Source organism: Pseudarthrobacter sp. NPDC092419 (genome assembly GCF_044755045.1).
Lineage (GTDB): Bacteria > Actinomycetota > Actinomycetes > Actinomycetales > Micrococcaceae > Arthrobacter.
Genome location: NZ_JBIVQF010000004.1, coordinates 155,703 through 174,830, shown reverse-complemented (window position 1 = coordinate 174,830; position 19,128 = coordinate 155,703). Strand labels below are relative to the sequence as shown.

At 68.1% G+C, this 19,128-nt stretch carries 19 protein-coding genes and 1 riboswitch; of the genes, 13 read left to right on the top strand and 6 right to left on the bottom strand.

Annotated features, from left to right (window positions below):
• The first annotated feature begins 178 nt into the window (after positions 1 to 178).
• From ACIQC0_RS08480 to ACIQC0_RS08470, 3 genes are read left to right on the top strand one after another with little or no spacing between them, the layout of a single operon-like run.
• Positions 179 to 2,773 (top strand): cation-translocating P-type ATPase, encoded by a 2,595-nt coding sequence (locus ACIQC0_RS08480; protein ID WP_400534189.1) that lies wholly within the window; start codon positions 179 to 181, stop codon positions 2,771 to 2,773.
• Positions 2,770 to 5,631, top strand: a complete 2,862-nt coding sequence (locus ACIQC0_RS08475; RefSeq protein WP_400534186.1) for a glycosyl hydrolase family 65 protein — start codon at positions 2,770 to 2,772, stop codon at positions 5,629 to 5,631. Before ACIQC0_RS08480 ends, ACIQC0_RS08475 begins: the two co-directional genes overlap by 4 nt.
• Positions 5,628 to 6,671 carry an ATP-dependent 6-phosphofructokinase gene (locus tag ACIQC0_RS08470; RefSeq protein ID WP_400534183.1) on the top strand — a complete coding sequence of 348 codons (1,044 nt, stop codon included), beginning with the start codon at positions 5,628 to 5,630 and terminating at the stop codon, positions 6,669 to 6,671. Before ACIQC0_RS08475 ends, ACIQC0_RS08470 begins: the two co-directional genes overlap by 4 nt.
• A gap of 20 nt (positions 6,672 to 6,691) precedes the next feature.
• On the opposite strand, the gene ACIQC0_RS08465 is transcribed toward ACIQC0_RS08470, so the two are convergent.
• On the bottom strand, positions 6,692 to 7,558 hold the full coding sequence (locus ACIQC0_RS08465; RefSeq protein ID WP_377216073.1) for a universal stress protein: 867 nt from the start codon (positions 7,556 to 7,558) through the stop codon (positions 6,692 to 6,694).
• An 11-nt stretch (positions 7,559 to 7,569) separates the two neighbouring features.
• On the bottom strand, positions 7,570 to 8,433 hold the full coding sequence (locus tag ACIQC0_RS08460; RefSeq protein WP_400534180.1) for a universal stress protein: 864 nt from the start codon (positions 8,431 to 8,433) through the stop codon (positions 7,570 to 7,572).
• 160 nt (positions 8,434 to 8,593) lie between these two features.
• Here ACIQC0_RS08460 and ACIQC0_RS08455 point away from each other — a divergent pair, with 160 nt between their 5' ends.
• A complete protein-coding gene (locus tag ACIQC0_RS08455) occupies positions 8,594 to 8,833 on the top strand; it encodes a hypothetical protein (RefSeq protein ID WP_377216075.1) in 240 nt (79 codons plus the stop codon).
• A 65-nt stretch (positions 8,834 to 8,898) separates the two neighbouring features.
• The gene (locus ACIQC0_RS08450) at positions 8,899 to 10,383 is read left to right on the top strand and encodes a YdiU family protein (RefSeq protein ID WP_400534177.1); all 1,485 of its coding nucleotides are present in this window, start codon (positions 8,899 to 8,901) and stop codon (positions 10,381 to 10,383) included.
• Positions 10,384 to 10,467: 84 nt separating this feature from the next.
• Here ACIQC0_RS08450 and ACIQC0_RS08445 read toward each other — a convergent pair whose 3' ends face one another.
• The gene (locus ACIQC0_RS08445; RefSeq protein WP_400534174.1) at positions 10,468 to 11,280 is read right to left on the bottom strand and encodes a LysM peptidoglycan-binding domain-containing protein; all 813 of its coding nucleotides are present in this window, start codon (positions 11,278 to 11,280) and stop codon (positions 10,468 to 10,470) included.
• A gap of 3 nt (positions 11,281 to 11,283) precedes the next feature.
• A riboswitch (cyclic di-AMP (ydaO/yuaA leader) is annotated at positions 11,284 to 11,453 on the bottom strand.
• A 289-nt stretch (positions 11,454 to 11,742) separates the two neighbouring features.
• On the opposite strand from ACIQC0_RS08445, the gene ACIQC0_RS08440 reads away from it, so the two are divergent.
• The 4 genes from ACIQC0_RS08440 to ACIQC0_RS08425 are packed head-to-tail and all read left to right on the top strand — an operon-like array spanning position 11,743 to position 14,419.
• Positions 11,743 to 13,077 (top strand): coiled-coil domain-containing protein, encoded by a 1,335-nt coding sequence (locus ACIQC0_RS08440; RefSeq protein WP_400534171.1) that lies wholly within the window; start codon positions 11,743 to 11,745, stop codon positions 13,075 to 13,077.
• A gap of 31 nt (positions 13,078 to 13,108) precedes the next feature.
• Entirely contained in the window at positions 13,109 to 13,465 is a 357-nt protein-coding gene (locus tag ACIQC0_RS08435; protein WP_377216079.1) for a TraR/DksA family transcriptional regulator, read from the top strand.
• Positions 13,462 to 13,974 carry a DNA alkylation repair protein gene (locus ACIQC0_RS08430; protein ID WP_400534168.1) on the top strand — a complete coding sequence of 171 codons (513 nt, stop codon included), beginning with the start codon at positions 13,462 to 13,464 and terminating at the stop codon, positions 13,972 to 13,974. The genes ACIQC0_RS08435 and ACIQC0_RS08430 overlap by 4 nt, the downstream gene beginning before the upstream one ends.
• On the top strand, positions 13,967 to 14,419 hold the full coding sequence (locus ACIQC0_RS08425) for a DUF1810 domain-containing protein (RefSeq protein ID WP_377216081.1): 453 nt from the start codon (positions 13,967 to 13,969) through the stop codon (positions 14,417 to 14,419). Before ACIQC0_RS08430 ends, ACIQC0_RS08425 begins: the two co-directional genes overlap by 8 nt.
• Positions 14,420 to 14,440: 21 nt before the next feature.
• Here the strand turns inward: ACIQC0_RS08425 and ACIQC0_RS08420 are convergent, their stop codons facing one another.
• Complete coding sequence (locus tag ACIQC0_RS08420) at positions 14,441 to 15,334, bottom strand: glucose 1-dehydrogenase (RefSeq protein WP_377216082.1); 894 nt, start codon at positions 15,332 to 15,334, stop codon at positions 14,441 to 14,443.
• Positions 15,335 to 15,510: 176 nt separating this feature from the next.
• On the opposite strand from ACIQC0_RS08420, the gene ACIQC0_RS08415 reads away from it, so the two are divergent.
• Positions 15,511 to 15,702, top strand: coding sequence for a DUF1918 domain-containing protein (locus ACIQC0_RS08415; protein WP_377216083.1), 192 nt, complete (start codon positions 15,511 to 15,513; stop codon positions 15,700 to 15,702).
• A 57-nt stretch (positions 15,703 to 15,759) separates the two neighbouring features.
• A complete protein-coding gene (locus ACIQC0_RS08410; protein ID WP_400534163.1) occupies positions 15,760 to 16,251 on the top strand; it encodes an NUDIX domain-containing protein in 492 nt (163 codons plus the stop codon).
• Between the two features lie 10 nt (positions 16,252 to 16,261).
• Here ACIQC0_RS08410 and ACIQC0_RS08405 read toward each other — a convergent pair whose 3' ends face one another.
• A complete protein-coding gene (locus ACIQC0_RS08405; protein ID WP_377216085.1) occupies positions 16,262 to 16,939 on the bottom strand; it encodes an endonuclease/exonuclease/phosphatase family protein in 678 nt (225 codons plus the stop codon).
• Positions 16,940 to 17,100: 161 nt separating this feature from the next.
• Here ACIQC0_RS08405 and ACIQC0_RS08400 point away from each other — a divergent pair, with 161 nt between their 5' ends.
• Positions 17,101 to 17,904 (top strand): thioesterase family protein, encoded by an 804-nt coding sequence (locus ACIQC0_RS08400; RefSeq protein WP_400534159.1) that lies wholly within the window; start codon positions 17,101 to 17,103, stop codon positions 17,902 to 17,904.
• Positions 17,905 to 17,942: 38 nt separating this feature from the next.
• On the opposite strand, the gene ACIQC0_RS08395 is transcribed toward ACIQC0_RS08400, so the two are convergent.
• Positions 17,943 to 18,335, bottom strand: coding sequence for a DUF2177 family protein (locus ACIQC0_RS08395; RefSeq protein WP_400534156.1), 393 nt, complete (start codon positions 18,333 to 18,335; stop codon positions 17,943 to 17,945).
• Here ACIQC0_RS08395 and ACIQC0_RS08390 point away from each other — a divergent pair.
• A complete protein-coding gene (locus ACIQC0_RS08390) occupies positions 18,328 to 19,098 on the top strand; it encodes a biotin/lipoate A/B protein ligase family protein (RefSeq protein WP_377216088.1) in 771 nt (256 codons plus the stop codon). The genes ACIQC0_RS08395 and ACIQC0_RS08390 overlap by 8 nt on opposite strands.
• Positions 19,099 to 19,128: the final 30 nt, after the last annotated feature.

Below are 19,128 nucleotides of genomic sequence, written 5' to 3'. Positions count from 1 at the left end.
CCCCTCGGAGTGGGGCCGCTTGTTCCCAGTATCGGCCCGTCGCTTCAGCCGGGGCAGGGTCATAGGTCCCGTCCCGGGTCCAAGTGCTCTACCAACGTCCCCTGCCTGGGAGTAGCTTCTCCAGCATGGGTGGCGAAACCAGGCTGTGCCGCGGCGGCCACGGTGCGGAGGGACGCGGATGAAGGTGGCCGACGGGCTGACCGCGAGCCAGGCAGCCCGACTCCTTGCGGAAGCGGGCCCCAACGTCCTGCCCGCGGAAAAAACCGTCCCGCAGTGGCGGAAGCTGTGGGGCGAGATGACCCACTTCTTTGCGCTCATGCTGTGGTGTGCGGCCGGCCTGGCGTTCATCGGGAACATGCCGGAACTCGCCGTGGCGATCATCGTCGTCGTGCTTGTCAACGGGGTCTTCGCCCACATCCAGCAGGAACGCGCGCAACACGCTGCCGCCAAGCTGCGGGGCCTGCTGCCGGCAGACGTCATGGTCCGCCGCGATGGCAGCCTGCGCCGCGTCCACGCCGCCGAGTTGGTGCCCGGCGACCGGGTGGTCTTCGCCGCCGGCGACCGCATCCCAGCGGACGCGGTCTTCGTTACCGCATCCTCTTGTTCCGTGGACGAATCAATGTTGACGGGCGAGAGCGAGCTCATCCCCAAAACCGCAGGGGACCAAGCCTGGGGCGGCACATTCCTGGTCAACGGCGATGCCGAGGCACGTGTCACCGCAACGGGCGCACGGACCCGGCTGGCAGGCATTGCTGCCCTGACCGGCGGGGCGGCACCTCCTCCCACGCCGCTTGCGAAGGAACTGCGCAGGATTGTCCGGCTGCTCGCGTTCGTTGCGTTGGGCATCGCTGCCCTGTTTTTCCTGGTATCGCTCCTGGCGGGCTTCCCCTGGCGGGACTCCTTCCTCTTCGCCATTGGCGTCGCAGTGGCCCTGGTGCCCGAAGGACTGCTGCCCACGGTTACGCTGTCCCTGGCCATGGGTGCCCAGCGCATGGCATCGCGCAAGGCGCTGGTCCGCAACCTTGAGGCCGTGGAAACCCTGGGTTCCACCACGTTCATCTGCACCGACAAGACAGGCACGCTCACGCAGAACCGGATGAACGCCGTCGAAGTTTTCACAACCGCCGGCAGGACCCGAATCTCGGGTGAAGGCTACGGGCCGGCGGCCCAGGTGGACGGGCCGGGCACCGAGATGGCCGTCGCGGCAGCCACAGCTGCGCGAGCCGCCTCCCAGGGCCGCACCGTCCTGCGGGAGGGACACTGGGAAGCCAGCGGTGACCCGATGGAAGCGGCCATCGATGCGCTGGCGCGCCGGCTTATCGGCGGCAGTCCGCCGGAGGCGGCCCCCATCCGACGGCTTGCCTTCGACCCGGTGCGACGGCGGGAATCCGCCATCGTGGGCGGGGAACTGTTTTGCAAGGGCGCCCCTGAGACAGTTCTTCCACTCTGCGGTCCGGCTACCGGGGAGGCAGCTGCCCAGGTCCACGGGATGGCATCACGCGGCCTGCGTGTCATAGCCGTCGCCCGGCGGCGGCTGGACCTCCCGGCCGAAAGTCTGGCCTCCCTGCCGGTCTTCGAGCTGGAACGCGATCTGGAGCTGTTGGGTCTGATCGGCCTGCACGACCCGCCTCGCCCGGACGTGGCGGAGGTGATCGCACGGGCGCGGGGTGCCGGCCTCAAACTGGCAATGATCACGGGCGACCACCCCACCACGGCAGCAGCCATTGCCCGCGAGATCGGCCTGATGGGGACACCGGAATGCGTCGTGGAGGGAACTGACCTTCCCGACGACGAACAGCTGTTGGGTGCCTTGATCGACCGTGACGGGGTGGTGGTCAGCCGCGTCTCGCCGGAGCAGAAGCTTCGGGTGGCCAAGGCGTTGCAGTCCCGCGGTCACGTGGTGGCGATGACTGGGGACGGCGTCAACGACGGCCCCGCCCTGCGCGAGGCCGACATCGGAGTTGCCATGGGCCTCGGCGGGACGGACGTCGCACGGGAGGCTGCGGACCTGGTGTTGCTGGACGACCATTTCGGCACCATCGTGGCGGCCATCGAACATGGCCGGGCCACCTATTCCAATATCCACCGGTTCCTGACCTACCACCTCACGGACAACGTGGCCGAGCTGACTCCCTTCGTGGTCTGGGCCCTTTCCGGCGGCCAGTTCCCACTGGCCCTCGGCGTCCTGCAGATCCTGGCGCTGGACATCGGCACTGACCTGTTCCCGGCGCTCGCCCTCGGCGCCGAGCCGCCCAGCCGGAGGGTGCTGGCCCGGCCGCCGGAGAGGCGGCACCTCATGGACCGTCGCTTGATGGTCCGGGTCTTCTGTGTCCTGGGCCCAGTGGAGGCAGCCGTGGAAATGGGCGCGTTCTCCGCGGTACTCTTCGGCGGTGGATGGCAGCGCGGCACGTCTCCCGACCCCGGCCTTCTCCTCGCAGCCTCCGGCGCCGCCTTCACTGCCGTGGTCCTGGGCCAGCTCGCGAACGCCTTTGCCTGCCGCAGCGCTACCGTACCGCCATGGCGGCAGGGGTGGCGGACCAACCCGCTCCTGGTCTGGGCGGTCGGCGCGGAACTGGTGGTGCTGGCAGTATGCCTCTACGTCCCGCAGGTCGCGGGGCTCCTCGGCCAGGCGCCGCCCCCGCTGGCCGGAATGCTCGTCGCCGCGGGAGCCGTTCCGGCGGTCCTGCTGGCCGATTGGATCCATAAGGCCTTCCGCCGCAGGTCCCAACGGCACTGGAATCCGGCCGTCGCCACTGATACCACTGACCTATGAGCAGGTCGCCCACCGCCGCCGCCGCCAAGGCGCCCTTCGACGCGGTCATTTTCGCCACGAAGACCGGAACCGGGGCCGAGACTGAGCTGCTGGAACGGCTTCGCGGCGCGGGTACAGCAACGGCGTTCGCGCCCGGCGCTCCGGCCCGACAGTCTGCCAGGGAGCAGTTCCTGGCGGCTGCCGGCAGGCTGGGTGTCGCCCCGCCGAACGCAGTCGTTATCGGGGATTCCGTGGAGGACATCCTGGCGGCCCACGAAGCGGGGTTCGGCCTGGTGGTGGCGATTGACCGCGGCGGCGGACGCCCGGCACTAGAGGCGGCCGGCGCCGGCGTCGTACTTAATCACCTCGGCGAGCTGGACCTTGGCAGGGTGGCCGGCGATCCCTGGCAGCTCGCCTACGAAGGCTTCGATGCAGCACACGAGGGGCACCGCGAAGCGCTGACGACGCTTGGAAACGGGTACCTGGCCGTCCGGGGCGCGGCACCCGAAGGCTCTGGCGGGGCCAGCTATCCGGGCATGTACCTCGCCGGGGTCTTCAACCGTGTCCCCACGAATGTGGCCGGTGAAGTGCTGCTCGAGGAACACATGGTCAACGCGCCGGACTGCCTTCCCCTGGACCTCCGGGCGGGCGGCGGCCGCTGGTGGTCCGAGGGCGGCATGACCGTGCTCCGCGAGCGCCGCACCCTCGACCTGCGCCGCGCCGTGCTGGTGCGCCGCCTGCTCCTGGACGCCGGGGACGACAGGCAACTGGAGGTGGTGCAGCGCCGCTTCGTCTCCATGGCCGAACCGCATCTGCTCGCACTGGAGACGGCGGTGACGGCCGTCGGCTGGAGCGGCACGGTGGAGGTGCGCAGCGGCGTCAACGCAGGCGTCCGGAACGCGAACCTTCCCGATCCGGCAGGCGGCAGCGGCATCCATCTCGTTGACGTGACGCCGGGTGCCGCATCGGGCGGGGCCCACGCCGGTGCCACAACCGACGGCGGCACGTTCGACGGCGGTCACGCCCCGGCCGGTGGGGGTGTCGCCGTCGTCGAGGTTGAGACAACACAGAGCCGGGTGCGCATCGCCGTCGCCACTGCAACCAGCGTGTCCGCGCCGCACGGCAACTGGGCGCCGGGCCGGGACGGGTCCTTCCATTACCTGACATGCGCGTTCGCCGTCACCGAGGCCACCACCGTCCGCATCACCAAGGTGGTGGCGGTGGTGACCTCGCGGGACCATGCTGTCTCATCGCCCGCGTCCGGCGCCCTGGCGGTGCTGGACCGTGCCGGCATGGATTTCGGCGGCCTCCTGGCCGGCCACCTCCGGGCCTGGACGCTGACCCTAAAACCGTTCCTGGTGGAGCTGGACGCGCCTGCCCAGGTGCAGTTGGTGCTGAACCTGCACATCTTTCACGTCCTGCAGACCCTGACCCGGCACACCGCTGAACTGGATGCCGGCGTGACTGCCCGGGGCCTGCATGGGGAGGGCTACCGCGGCCACGTGTTCTGGGATGAACTGTTCGTCCTGCCGCTCCTGGCCTCGCGTACCCCTGACGTTGCCCGCGCCCTGATCGAGTACCGGTGGCGCAGGCTGCCGGCAGCCCGCCACGCGGCGGCCTTGCGGGGCCATGCCGGTGCCATGTTCCCCTGGCAAAGCGGCAGCGACGGCACGGAGACAACGCCCAAATGGCTTTACAACGGGTCTTCCGGCCGGTGGATGCGGGACCATTCGCATATGCAGTTGCACGTGGGCCTGGCGGTAGCCTTCAACGCGTGGCAGTATTTCCAGGTCACGCGGGACCTGGACTGGCTCCTCCGCAAGGGCGCAGACCTGATAGTGGAAGTGGCCAGGTTCTTCACATCCTGGGCGGTATTCTCAGCGGCATCCGGCCGATACCACCTCAACGGCGTCGTGGGTCCGGACGAGTACCACACAGGCTATCCGGGCCGGAACGAACCCGGACTGGATGACAACGCCTACACCAATGTCATGGCGGCGTGGGTCTGCGGCCGGGCAGTCGAGACGGTATCCGCCTTCCCGGAGCACGTCGCGGGCGAGCTTCGCAGCAGGCTGGGGATCGGCCGCGGCGAGGTGGCCCGCTGGCGGGAAATGGCAGCGACACTCTATGTGCCGTTCCACGGGGACGGCGTCATCAGCCAGTTCGCCGGGTACGCGGACCTCACCGAGCTTGACTGGGACGTTTACCGTGCACGGTACGAAAGCATCGAGCGGCTCGACCTGATCCTGGAGGCCGAAGGCGACGCAACAAACGGGTACAAGCTCGCCAAGCAGGCCGATGTCCTGATGCTGCCCTATCTGCTGGGCCACGAGGGCCTGATCCAGGTGCTGCAGGGGTTGGGTTATACCCTGACGATGGAGCAGCTCCACCGAACCATCGAGTATTACCTGGCGCGGACCGCCCACGGATCGACGCTCAGCAGGGTGGCGCACGCGTCTGTCCTGGCCGGCGTGGATCCTGAGCGCGCCTGGGAGAGCTTTCGGGAAGCGCTCGACGCCGATCTCGACGATACGCAGCACGGAACCACCCGTGCGGGCATCCACCTGGGCGCCATGGCCGGCACAATCGACGTCATCCAGCGCAGCTTTGCCGGGCTGCGCCTTGACGGGGACACGCTGGTCTTTGAACCCAGCATGCCGGCCGGAATCGGGGCCGTTGCCTTCGGCTTCCGGTACCGGAACCACGTCCTGGTCGTTCGGCTCCAAGGTGACGGGATGCGCCTTGCATCGGCAGCGGGCGACGCCGGACCCGTGGCGGTGCGCGTCAACGGGACTGACTGGCTGTTGGCGCCCGGCGAGGACCTGACCTTCCGTATCCCCGGACAACGCCGCCCCACCGGCGGTGAGGAGAACCAATGAACAACCAGGGCTCACTGAAGAAGCTGGGCATCCTCACCAGCGGCGGCGACTGCCCGGGTCTGAACGCCGTCATCCGTGGTGCCGTGCTGGCGGGCGAAGTGGTCCACGGCTACGAATTGCTCGGGTTTCGGGACGGTTGGCGCGGCGTCCTGGAACAGGATGTTGTTCCGCTGCCGCGGCTCAGCGTCCGCGGCATGTCGCGGCGAGGCGGCACGTTCCTGGGTACCTCCCGCACCAACCCGCTCCGCGACGGCAGCCCGGACGCGGTGCGGGAAAGCCTGGCACGGAACGGGCTTGAGGGCCTGGTCGCCGTGGGCGGGGAGGGGACGCTGGCCGCAGCCAAGGAATTGTCCGATCAGGGAGTCAAGGTCGTTGGGGTACCCAAGACGATCGACAACGATCTCGGCGCAACGGACTACACCTTCGGCTTTGATTCGGCCGTGCAGACGGCCACGGAGGCGATGGACCGGCTGCGGACCACCGGCGAGTCACACCACCGGTGCATGGTCGCCGAGGTCATGGGCCGCAATGCCGGCTGGATCGCCCTCCATGCCGGGATGGCCGCCGGCGCCCACGCGATCCTGATCCCTGAGCACCCCGTGTCCCTGGAGCAGGTGGCGGAATGGGTCGTGTCGGCCCACGCCAGGGGCAGGGCACCCCTGGTGGTGGCGGCCGAGGCCTTTGCCCCGTTGGGGGAAGCAGCGCCCTACGCGCCCCGCGGGCTGGACACATTCGGCCGGCCACGGCTCGGCGGGATCGGGAAGCTCCTGGAAGAACAGCTCCAGGAACTCACGGGCCTGGAGACGCGGTCCACCGTGCTGGGACACATCCAGCGTGGCGGCGAACCCACAGCCTACGACCGTGTACTTGCCACCCGCCTGGGCATGGCCGCAGTGGCGGCCGCCGCCGCCGGCTCATGGGGAACCATGGTGTCCCTCCGGGGGACGGACATCGTTACCGTCGGGCTTGAGGAGGCGCTCGGCCTGCTCAAGACCGTCCCGGAGGTAAGGTACCAGGAGGCCGCGGTCCTGTTCGGCTGAGCGTTCGGCCGCGCGCCCGTTCAGTCCTTGTGGGCGGACTTCTTCAGCCGCGTGATGACGGTGGGGCAGGGTGGACTCGTCAGGACGCCGTGGGCCGTGGACCCGAGCAGGAGCCGGCCGAAGCTGCCGCGGCCACGGCTCCCCAGCACCAGGAGCCGGGCCCCCGATGCAGCATTGATCAGAGCGTCCGCGGGTTCCATGACCGTTTCCAGGACTTCTTTGATCACCAAGCCCGGGTAGTCCTGCCGGACACCGGCCACCTCTTCGGAAAGGACGATCTGTTCTTCCTCGACCACCAGCTCGGCGAAGCTGCTGGAGGGCAGCCCAGCCTTGATCCAGCGGTTCGGGCCGGTGAAGGCGTATACCACGGTGAGTTCCTCACCCAGCTGGTCCGCTTCCGCGGCGGCGAAAGCTACGGCCTGGGTGGACTCGCGGGACCCGTCGACGCCCACCACAACGCCCGTACCCTCGCCGGCGTGGACACCCACGACGGCGACCGGCGACTCCGCTGTTGCCGCTACCTGGAGTGCGCGGTCGGTGAGGGCACCGCGCGCATGGCTGCTGGAACCCACCACCAGCATCGATGCCTTTTTCGCGTAGTCGCCCAGCGATGCCCCGATGCCTCCCTCGAGAAGGTCAAGCGTGAAGTCCAGGCCGGGTTCGGCCGTGCGCAGCCGCTGGCCTGCGCTTTCCAGCAGGTCCAGCCCGGACTGGCGGAGGACGTCTACGTAGGGGAGTGCCTCGCCGGCCATCCAGCGGTCATCGATGACGTGGAGCACGGCAAGCGGCACCTTCCGGCGGTTGGCGCGGGCCGCGGCCCAGAGCAGGGCCGCGTTGGAGGCTTCGGTGTCGCTGATGCCGACGGCGATGGGCTGGGTGGATGTCATGGATCCTGTCCTCATTTCTGGTTAACTGGCCGAATTCGCGTGATGATCGTGGGGCAGGGCAGCCGCTTGAGGACGCCGTGCGCCGTGGAGCCCAGGACAAGCCGGCTGATTCCGCCGCGGCCCCGGTCGCCTACCACCAGCAGCCGTGCACCCTCTGCTGCTTGGACCAGACTCTGCGCCGGGTCACGGCCGGACTCGAGCCGTTGGTGAACCACCAGGTCCGGATAGTCGGCCATCAGCCCGGCAACGGTTTCGGAGAGGACAATCCGTTCCTCCTTTTCCATCAGGTCCGCAACGAGCTCCGGGGTGAAACCTGCGTCCGGGAGCCGGTCGGGCGGGCTGTAGGCATAGACCACGGTCAGTTCGTCGCCCTCGCGGTCCGCCTCAGCCGCGGCGAGGGCCACTGCCTGCACAGCTTCTTCGGATCCGTCGACGCCGACCACCACGCCGTGTCTGTCTTCCGTGTCCAGGGTTCCTACGACGGCGACAGGGACTTCCGCCGCCGACGCCACCTGCAGCGCCCGGTCGGCCAACACGCCGCCGAGGTGCCCGCTGCCGGAGCCTACCACCAGCATGGACGCCCGGTCCGAGAATACGGCCAGAGACCGTCCTACTCCACCGGTGAGTACCAGGGTGCTGACCTCAAGCGATGGGAATTCGCGGGCACCGGCTGCCGCCGCCTCCAGGATCCGTTCGCCCGTCTCCTGGAGCACGCCGCGCCAGGGATAAGGCTCTGAGAGCCAGCGCTCGTCGACGACGTGCAGGATCACCAGCGGGAGCCCGTCCCGGTGCGCCCTCCGCGCAGCCCAAGACACTGCTGCCCGGCTCTGGGGTGTGTCGTTGGTACCTACGGCAATGGGTTTGCGGATTGCCATGTGCTGCTCCTTTGGGGCCTGTGTCCCTCCAGCGTGCCCCTGAAGCGCCACTGGCGGGTAGGGCCCAAAGTCACCCGTTTCTTCCGGGCAGCAATTCACACAGCCAGGCAGTCGTCAGTATGCTTACTTTGTTGGCTGGTCCTTAACGAAAGGCATCATCATGACTGAGCAAAACCTCCCGGACGACGAGCTGGAAGTTGTCCCGGAGCAGGACGTCATCCTGGACGAGGCTCCCGGCGCCGCGTCCTCCCTGGAACTTGATCCTGTCCACAGCGAACCGGACAGCTATCCCGGGGCGGCGGAGGAAAACCCGGACGCCTGGCAGGAAGACCCGCTCCTGCAGGAGGAAGCCAAAGCCGGCGAACACGGCGAGTTTCCGGGCGGGCACGCCCTCACATGAGGCCCGCACATGAGCGACCGCAAAGCAACGGCACGCACCGGATGTGACGGGGCTAGGGTTAACCCATGACCGGTGTAGCGGAATCGACCGTCAGCTTTCACTCCCTTTTCGCCCAAGAGCTGCCTGAGCTATCAGTTCCGTGGCAGGCGGAGGAGGCCCCCGAGCCCCGGCTGCTTGTCCTGAACGAGGCGCTCGCAGGGGAGCTGGGACTTGAGCCGGCCTTCCTGCGCAGCCCGGGCGGCACTAAGTTCCTGGTCGGCAACGAGGTCCCGCAGGACGCTGCCCCGGTAGCCATGGCCTACGCCGGCCATCAGTTCGGCGGCTATTCGCCTCTGCTCGGGGATGGCCGGGCCCTGCTCCTGGGCGAGCTGTCCCTGCACGGCCGGACGCCCGGTGGGCTGCGCGATGTGCACCTCAAAGGTTCGGGCCGCACGCCCTTCGCCCGCGCCGGGGACGGCCGCGCCGTCGTCGGGCCTATGCTCCGCGAGTATCTGGTCAGTGAGGCGATGCACGCGCTCGGGATCCCGACCACCCGGTCCCTTGCCGTGGTGGCTACCGGCCGTCCCGTGCGCCGCGAGACCATGCTGCCGGGGGCGGTACTGGTGCGGGTCGCCGCCAGCCACCTGCGCGTCGGCACGTTCCAGTACGCGCGGGCTACCGATAACATCGATCTGCTCCGCAGGCTCGCCGACCACGCCATCGCGCGCCACTACCCGGCGGCCGGGAAGGCAGGCAATCCCTACCTGGCCCTGTTCAGGTCGGTGGTCGAAGCCCAGGCGTCGCTGGTGGCGCAATGGATGCTGGTGGGATTTGTCCATGGCGTCATGAACACGGACAACATGACCATCTCCGGAGAGACCATCGACTACGGTCCCTGCGCTTTTATGGATACGTTCAATCCGGCCGCCGTCTACAGCTCGATCGACACCGGCGGAAGGTACGCCTACGCCAACCAGCCCGTGGTGGCGGAGTGGAACCTGGCCAGGTTGGCCGAATCGCTGCTTCCCCTGATCGATGAGGACCAGGAAAGGGCCGTGGAACCGGCCGTGGCAGCGCTGGGGGAGTTCCGCCGCCGCTACAGCGATGCCTGGACGGCCGGAATGTCAGCAAAGCTCGGTCTGCGCGGACATCCGGAGGGAAGCCCGGAGGCGGAAGAGGTGTCCCGCCTGGTGGACGGCGTCATCGCCCTGCTCAAGGACGGCCCGGTGGACTACACCCGGTTCTTCCGCAGCCTTGGCGAGGCGGCCCGCGGGAATACGCGTGCGGCACGCGGGATGGTCCTCGACCTTGCGGCTTTCGATGCCTGGGCGGAACGTTGGCGGGCCATGGGGCCGGACGCCGCCCTGATGGATGGCGTCAATCCCGTCTACATCCCACGCAACCACCTGGTCGAGGAAGCCCTTGCTGCGGCCACTGCAGGTGACCTTGCCCCCTTCCGGCGCCTTGTCGCCGTCCTTTCGGAGCCTTACAAGGGGAGGCCGGGGCTGGAGCGGTACGAGGAAGGCGCTCCGGAAAGTTTTGGCGATTACCTGACGTTCTGCGGCACCTGATCGGCAGGCTTAAACAGGACAAGGGCGGTTTTCGGGAAGATTCCCGAAAACCGCCCTTTTTCGTCCTGGGACGGATGGTGCTGCTTAGGCCACGCGGACGAAGGAGGCGCCGCCGAGCCAGCTGAGGGAGTGCACGTCGGTCTTGTAACCGTCGATGCCGCCACTCACAACCTGGCCGTCACCGGCGTAGACGCCAACGTGGCCGGAGGTGATGACCAGGTCGCCGGGAGCCGGGGTGGAGACCACGGTGCCATACTGGAAGAACTGGGTGGGTGCCAGGTCGCCGACGCTCTTGCCGACCGACCGCAGGGCGGTCTCCACCATGGCGGTGCAGTCCTGGCTGATGCCGATCTGGCTGTAGGCGGAGGCCAGGATGGCTGCGCCGGTGCCCGTGCCGGTGGTTTCGGCCGGGGCGGTGGAGGCGTAGGACAGGTTCATTCCGGTGTTCGCGGGGGCAGTCGCCGTGGTTTCGACCGGCGCCGGGGCGGGGGCTGGAGCCGGCGCGGCTGCAGCGGTTCCGGCGCCGGGGATCTCGATCTGGTCGCCCGGGTAGATGATCGTGTCGATGGAGAGCCCGTTGACCGCGAGGACGTCGGCCAGGGTGACGCCGTACGCGGTGGAGATCGCGCCCAGGGTGTCGCCGGCGACCACCGTGTGGACGGTGGCGGCAGCTGCCGTGGTGGTGGCCGCGGGTGCGGCGGATGTCTGGACCGTCGCTGCTTCAGTGGCATCCGGGCCGCTCACGCCGGCATGGGCCGGAGCGCCGACGCTGAGCGCAATGCCGGATGCCGCGGCTACTGCCAGTGCGGGACGACCGAACGTCCGGGCCAGGCCCTGGACAGTGATGGAGCCGGCCGGAGTTGCACGGTGACGGGCGGTGGTGGAAATTTTTGACACAGTGAATCGCCTCTCCCATGCCTGCGGGGTGAGCTGTCGGGTTCGGGCTGGAGATGCCCGGCCGGAAGCATCCGCGCCAGCGGAATGGCTTTCGACTTAACCCCTAGGCCTCGGTGAGGCCGTGGAAACTTGGTTCCCCCGTCCCTGCCAGTTGGAAACGGTGGTATCCCGGTCCAGCGGCAGGGCTCGGCAGGCTGGTGGGAATGTCCCATCGGGGAGGGACACCATTCGACCGTAACCCGACGTCCACCTCAATGTCACATTTGGATAACATCCGAGGCCCTCCTCTCGGATTACGCCATCGTCTTGATTGGTCGGTTAATGCGCGTTGACCTCGCATGACACCCGACACCCCGCGCCGCATAGTGAATCGCGTCACAAAGTAACAATGCCGCGCGGATACCCTCCGTTTGCCTGCCCTTAACCCTCAACCACTTCTTGAAGGATGTAGGATTCCGGACTATGTCCCGGTTGACTATTGCGGTTCGCTCCCGTGCCGGCGGTGCGCTACTGGCACTTGCAGTGGCCAGCGGTGCCGCGGCGCTGCCCGCGGAGGCGGAAACGACGGACCCGCCGGGCGGATTTCCATCGTGGAGCGACATTGAGCACGCACGGAAATCGGAGTCCGCAAAGGCGGCGGAGGTCGACAGGATCCACGGACTCCTGGGTGGCCTGCAGGCACGCTCGGAAGAACTCGGCGCCGCGGCCGTAACTGCGGCAGCGGAATTCGCTGCAGCGGACGCGGCAGCCACGGCCGCCGCGGCCAGGCTCGACGCGCTGAACAGGCAGGTGGACAGGGCGGCCGGCGAGCTTTCCGCACGCAGGAACGAACTGGGCGCCCTCGCGGTCCAGTCGTACAAGACCGGCGGCACCACCATGGAATTCTTCCTTGCCCTTGATGCGCTGGAAACCGACAGTTTGCACGGACTCAACGTCGTCTCGGTCGTGGGGGACCGGAGCGCCGCCCTCGTTTCCCGGGCCGGCGCCGCCGAAAAGGTTCTGGCCGCCCTGGCAGGACAGCAGAAAGGGGCCCGCACCGAGCATGACCGCCTCGCCGCCGAGGCGGAGTCCCGGCTTGCGGAAGCACGGTCTGCCCGGGATGCCATGGAAGAGCAGGTGGCCGCCGAACAGAAGCGGAGCATTACCCTGACCGCCCAGCTCGCTTCCTTGAAAGGCACGACGGCGGCCGTTGAGCAGGATTACCGGCAGGGCCAGGCGGCACTCGCCGCGTACGCGGCCGCCCAGGCTGCCAGGCGCGCCGCCGCCGAAGAAGAGGCCCGCCGTGCTGCGGAGGACGCCGCTAAGGCTGACCCCGCCCGGCCGGCACCCCGCCCACCGGCGTCCGCTATGCAGCCTGAACCGGAGACGGAGGAGCCGGCGCCGCCAGCCGCCGACCCGGCCCCGGCCGCCCCTGCCCCCGCACCGCCGCCGGCTGTTGCTCCGCCGCCACCGCCCGTCGTCGTACCCTCCCTTCCCGGCGGCGCCGTGAACGATCCGGTCGCCGCGAAAAGCTACGCGTCCGGGAGGCTCGGGTCGTTTGGATGGGGGCAGGATCAGTTCTTCTGTCTGGCGCAGCTGTGGACGAAGGAATCGAACTGGATGACCACGGCTACCAACCCGTATTCCGGCGCTTACGGGATTCCCCAGGCGCTCCCGCCCGGGAAGTATTCAAGCGCGGGCAGCGACTGGCTCACCAACTACCGCACCCAGATCGAATGGGGACTGGGCTACATCCGGGACAGGTACGGATCGCCCTGCAGGGCATGGAGCCATTCGGTGGCGGTGGGCTGGTACTGACGTGTACAGCGGCCGCGGCTAGGCTGTGGGCATGCCCGGTTTTGAGCGGTTCAGGCTGATGCTGGAGGAAGAACGCGCCCGCAAGGTGGCGCTCCTGCCCGCCCTGCGTGCGGACATCGCCTCGGCGAACTCGGCACGACAGAACGCGAACGTGGATGACGAACACGATCCCGAGGGCGCCACCATCGCCTTTGAACTGTCCCAGGCTTCGGCGCTCCTTAGGCAAAGCAGCGCGGGCCTGGACCAGGTGGAGGCTGCGCTGGCCCGCATCGAGGACGGCACCTACGGCGTCTGTGCCGTGTGCGGCGAGGCCATTGCGGAGGGCCGCCTTGAGGCGCGGCCCTGGACGCCCTACTGCATCCGGCATGCAGCGGCGGGGCGCAGGTGACGGCGGTCCGGGAGGCGGCCGCGTTTATCGACCGGACGCTGCAGAACGAGGGCGCCTGGTACCGGGCGGACGAGGTCGAAGGGCGGCTGGGTGGCAGCCTCGCCTCGTACGGGGCGTCTGTGGGTGCAGTGCGGGGAACCGTCAGGGATGCGCTGCGGAAGTTCCCGGATCTGGACCATCATGGGGTCGTGTTCCTGGCTTCCGCGCTCTGGGGCGTTCCGAAGCCCGGGAGCAGGCCCGTCTTTGAGCGGAGGCTCGCCGCGGTGGTGCTGCTCCAGGCCAGGATCTCGATGCTGCGGCACACGGACCTGACGCGCATCGAGGGGTTCCTCAGGTCCGCGATGACTGCGGAGCTGGCGCAGCCGCTCATCACCGACGTCCTGGATCCCTTACTCGGTGCACTCGAGGGCCAGGACCGGAAGCGGGCCGCCGCGGTGCTGGCGCGCTGGCAGGCGGACCCGGATCATCAGCTGCGGGCCGCGGCCCGGATCGGAGGGAACCATGACTGACCCGTACAACCTTGACCGCTTCGTGGCGGCCCAGGACAGCGGCGGGACTTTCCAGCAGGCACTGGCCGAACTGCAGGTGGGCCAAAAACGCAGCCACTGGATGTGGTTCGTGTTTCCGCAGATTGCGGGGCTCGGCCACAGCGCGACGTCGCAGCGGTACGCGATAGGGTCGCTGGACGAAGCGAGGGCCTACCTGGCGCATCCGGTACTGGGGCCCCGGCTGCTGGACTGCGCCCAGGAGCTCAGCGACCATGGTGGACGTTCCGCCGAGGACATCCTGGGCGGGATCGACGCGCGCAAGCTGCACTCATCGATGACGCTGTTCCTTCGCGCAGCGCCCGGGGAGACCGTCTTCAAGACTATCCTGTCCACATTTTTCGACGGCGAGCCGGACGCAGCGACGGATGAGCTGCTCGCAGCACCGCCCGGGACCGGTGGAAAATAGCGGTCCCGGGCGGGGTATGTCCTACGGGGTGGGGTTGCCGCCGTTAACATTGAGCGTTTCGCCCACCACGTAGCTGGACTCCGGTGAGGCCAGGAAGACATAGGCGGGTGCCAGTTCGGCGGGCTGGCCGGCGCGGCCCAGGGGAGTGGACTGCCCGAAATCCGGCAGCTTCTCCTTCGGCTGGCCGCTGCTCACCTGCAGCGGCGTCCAAATGGGACCCGGCGCCACCGCATTGACCCGGATACCCTGTGGCGCGAGCTGCTGGGCCAGGCCCTTGGTGAAGTTGTTGATGCTCGCCTTCGTGGTGGCGTAATCGATCAGTGTCGGAGAAGGGTTGTAGGCCTGGATGGAGGTGGTGTTGATGATCGTTGACCCGGCCGGCATGTGCGGCAGGGCAGCCTTGGTCAGCCAGAACATGGCATACACGTTGGTCTTGAGTGTGTGGTCGAACTGCTCATCCGTGATGCCCGCCAGTTCCTCCTGGGCCACCTGCTTGCCGGCGTTGTTAACGAGGATGTCGATGCTGCCCAGGACGGACACAGCCGTGTCCACCACCTCCCGGCACATGGCCGGATCCTTGAGGTCGCCGGGTACCTTGATGGCCTTACGGCCGCTCGCCTCGATGAGTCCGGCGATGCGCTCGGCGTCCTCCTCTTCCTCGGGCAGGTAGGAAAGGACGACGTCGGCCCCTTCCCGGGCGAACGCGATCGCCGTTGCCGCGCCGATGCCGGAGTCGGCGCCGGTCACGATGGCCTTGCGGCCCTCCAGTCGGCCGGTTCCCCGGTACGTGTCTTCGCCCAAGTCGGCCTTGGGAACCAGGGCCGCATCCAGGCCCGGCTCCGGCTGGTGCTGCTTCGGAGGGGAGATTTCCTCGTACGCGGTGACCGGATTGCGGAAGGTGTATTGGTCGGTCATGGGTGTTCCTCCTGACGACTGGGATGCTTCGCACCGAAAGTAAGTAGGCTTACGGTTCTACCCTAGGCACTGAGGCGCTGGCTGCCAACCCCGCAATCCGGCCGGCGGGGGAACCGGCGGGGTGACCCTGTCGCGCGCCTGCTCCCAGTCGTAATCTGGGACTGGAGGTGATTGCGATGGAGGCAGCGCAGGGAGACCGCATCATCGTGCACGGACGGAACGTCGGGTCCTCCGACCGGCACGGCGTCATCGTGGAAGTCCGCGGGCCGGGCGGAACTCCGCCATACCTGGTCCGTTTCGACGACGGCCACGAAACTGTCATGTATCCCGGCGGCGATTTCGCCGTCGACCGCGGGCACGGCAACTAGTCCCGCAGTGTTACGAACGGGTGCGCCGCGCAGGGTGCGCCTGTCAGACTGGTGCGCATGGATCACTCACTGGCTTCCACGCCGCCCGTCCGCACCGGCCCGCGCAACCCCGGCGACGCCTGGGTGGAAGGCGACCGGGGGCGGTTCTGGGGCCGGTTCGGAGCCGCGGGCGTGCTCGCCTACGACCCTGCGAAAGGCGTCCTGCTGCAGCACCGGGCCGTCTGGAGCCACAACGGCGGCACCTGGGGCCTGCCCGGAGGCGCGCTGCACGAGGGGGAAGAGGCTGTCGCAGGCGCCCTCCGTGAGGCCTGGGAGGAAGCCGCCGTGCCGGCGTCGAACGTTGACGTCCTCTTCACCTCCGTGCTGGACCTGGGCTACTGGTCCTACACCACCGTGGTGGTGCTGGCGCGCGAGCCGTTCGAACCCGTGATCAGCGACCCCGAAAGCATCGAACTGCTCTGGGTGCCGCTGGCCGGCGTCGAGCGGAAGGAACTGCACCCCGGTTTCGCTGCCGCCTGGCCGGAGCTGCGCAAACGCCTGGAGGCCTAGGAGGCCCGGACTAGAAGTCCGGGCCGTACTCTGCCGTCACCAGGATGGGCAGGTGGTCTGAATTGCCGCGCGGCAGGGTCTCCACGCTCTGGATGTCCAGTCCCAGCGACGTGGCGAAGTCGAAGTGGCCCTTGAACACCTTGTACCGCGTGTACGTCCGGCGGTTGCTCAGCGACAGGGCGTAGCCCGAGTTCTTCATATGCATGTCCAGGTTCTTGGTGAAGAACGGGTAGTTGAAATCGCCCACCATCAGCGTCATCAGGCCCTTGCCCATGCTCAGGAGTTCCGCGTGGGCAGCATGGATCTGCTTGCGGCGCAGCGAGTTGGACGCTGTCAGCGGGGCCGCGTGGAACGAACCGATCACCAGCTCGTGCTGGGTCTCGTTGTCCATGACCCGCGTGCCGATCAGCCGCTCATGTGCCGGCGCCAGCACCCGGTCATGCATCGACTTCTTCAGCGCAAAGGACTGCGTATTGATCGCGGTGAAGCGGCTGGTGCGGTAATAGATGGCCAGCCCCAGCCGGTTTCCCTTGGTGGCATCCGCCAGATGCAGCGGTCCCAGCGTCTCCGGCAGGTCGCTGGAATCCACCTCCTGGAGGCACATCGCATCGATGTCATGGTTCCGGGCCAACGCCAGGAGCTCCCCGCTGGCCTTGTGTTTGCGGAGGTTGTAGCTGATAACGCGCATGAAACACCTCTTCCGAGGGTTGCTGACAGGACCCAGATCCTGAGTCTACCCAGAGAGGCCCCGCCGGACTCCAACATTTCGGCGAGTCCCGGCGGAGGGATGTTTTCGGCAAGCCGTTAGAGTTAGTGCCGATTCACTTAAGTATGCAGAAGGGGCCAAGGGTGACCACAGACCTGCCTGAACTGGCTGAGGGACATTTCTACTACCAGGAGCTCGACGGCGGCCGGTTCCGTTCCACAATCCACGCCCAGGGCGCGTGGAACGTGCACGAGCAGCACATGGCGCCGGCGTCCGGCCTGCTGGCCGACCGGCTGGAACGGCACGAACCGCGCGAAGACATGCGGATGGCCCGGATCAGCTACGAAATACTGGGCCTGATCCCTGGCGGGGATTTCCATATTGAAACGACCACGCTCCGGCCCGGCCGGACCATCGAACTGGTCCAGGCTGAACTGGTGGCCAACGGCCGCACTGCCATCCGTGCCACGGCCTGGCGCATGGCCACCTCGGACACCTCCGCCGTTGCCGCCGTGGAGGACGCCGCGATTCCCGGGCCGGATGAATGCAAGCCCTACGACGGGTCCGCCGTCTGGCCAGGCGGTTATATCCGCTCGCTTGAGATGCGCGTGGCTGAAGGTCACCGCGCCGGCGCGGGCAAGGTCTGGCTCCGCACCGAACACCCTCTGACGGACCGGTCGGACAGCGGCGACCTGGCGCGGCTGATGGGCATGGTGGATACGGCCAACGGCATTGCGGCCCGCGTCCCCCCGGGCAAGGACAGCTACGCCTTTCCTAACCTGGACCTGCAGATCCATATGTACCGCCGTCCGGAAGGCGAATGGCTGGGACTGGACAACGCTGTGTCCTTTGGCCGGGACGGGATCGGACTGACATCCACGGTGCTGCACGACCTGCAGGGGCCGTTTGGCCGGGCCGAGCAGATCCTGACGCTGCGCCGCACCTGAACCCCTGCACCCCTAACCTCCGCGGCGGGCGCCGCCCCTTAGGCCCTGTTGTGGAAGACCAGCCAGCCGGCCACGGTGGACAGGCCGGTCAGCGCCGCACCCCAGGCAATATCCACCAGCACCAGCTGCAGCGGCCACACCTTGAGGGTGGCGGCGTTGGTCAGGTCATAGGTGGCGTAGGCGAAGGCGCCCAATGCGGCACCGTAGCCCAGCGCTGTCAGCCAGGTGCCGCCGTCGAGCGCTGGACGAAGCGCAAAGAAGACGATGCCCGCGATGTAAAGGACGTAGAACGCCACCGCGTAACCTAGGTGTGGCTTGTCCGCCAGCAGCTCCCCGATGTGGCTGCGGTAGAACGGGTTCATGAGCTTGAGCCAGACGGCGTCAATTACGGCGAAGGCGGCGGCAACAACGAGGAATTGCAAGATGACCATAAGGGAGCTTAGCAACATGCAGCACGCCGGGCCGGAAGGACGCACGCTGACGGTGGTGCGGCAGGAAACGACGCTGGGCGCCGGCCGGGACCTGGAGTTCGGCCTCGAGCTGCTGGCCCGGGCCAAGGCCGGCGGGTTGGGACCCACGCTGCGCCTGTACCGGCCGGAACCCACGGTGGCGTTCGGCCAGCGTGACACCCGGTTGCCCGGCTTCAGGGCGGCTGAACAGGCCTGCCGCGAGGACGGATTCGAACCCCTGGTCCGCCGGGCCGGCGGGCGGGCAGCGGCCTACCACCGTGGCACCCTGGTGGTGGACCACATTGAACCGGACCCGGACGCCATCGCCGGATCGAAGACCCGGTTTGGCTACTTCGGCGAACTGTTCGCCGACGCCCTGGGCCGCGTTGGGGTGCAGGCAGCCGTAGGCGAGATTCCCGGCGAGTACTGCCCTGGCGAATTCAGCGTGCATGGCACCGACCCCACAGACGGCACGCAGATCAAACTCGTGGGCACCGCGCAGCGCGTGGTGGCCGGCGGGTGGCTGTTCAGCTCAGTGGTCGTGGTGCAGGATTCCGCTCCCATCCGGAAGGTCCTGACGGACACCTATGCTGCGCTCGGCCTGGAGTGGGAACCGTCCACGGCCGGGGCAGCGGACGACCTGGTGCCCGGCCTCGACGTGGACGCCGTGGAAAGGGCCCTGCTGGAAACGTACGCGGGCCACGCCACCCTGGTGTCTGCTCCCTTCAGCAGTCTGGAGGCGTGACCCGCGCGGGTCCGGGGCTCAGCTCCCGCG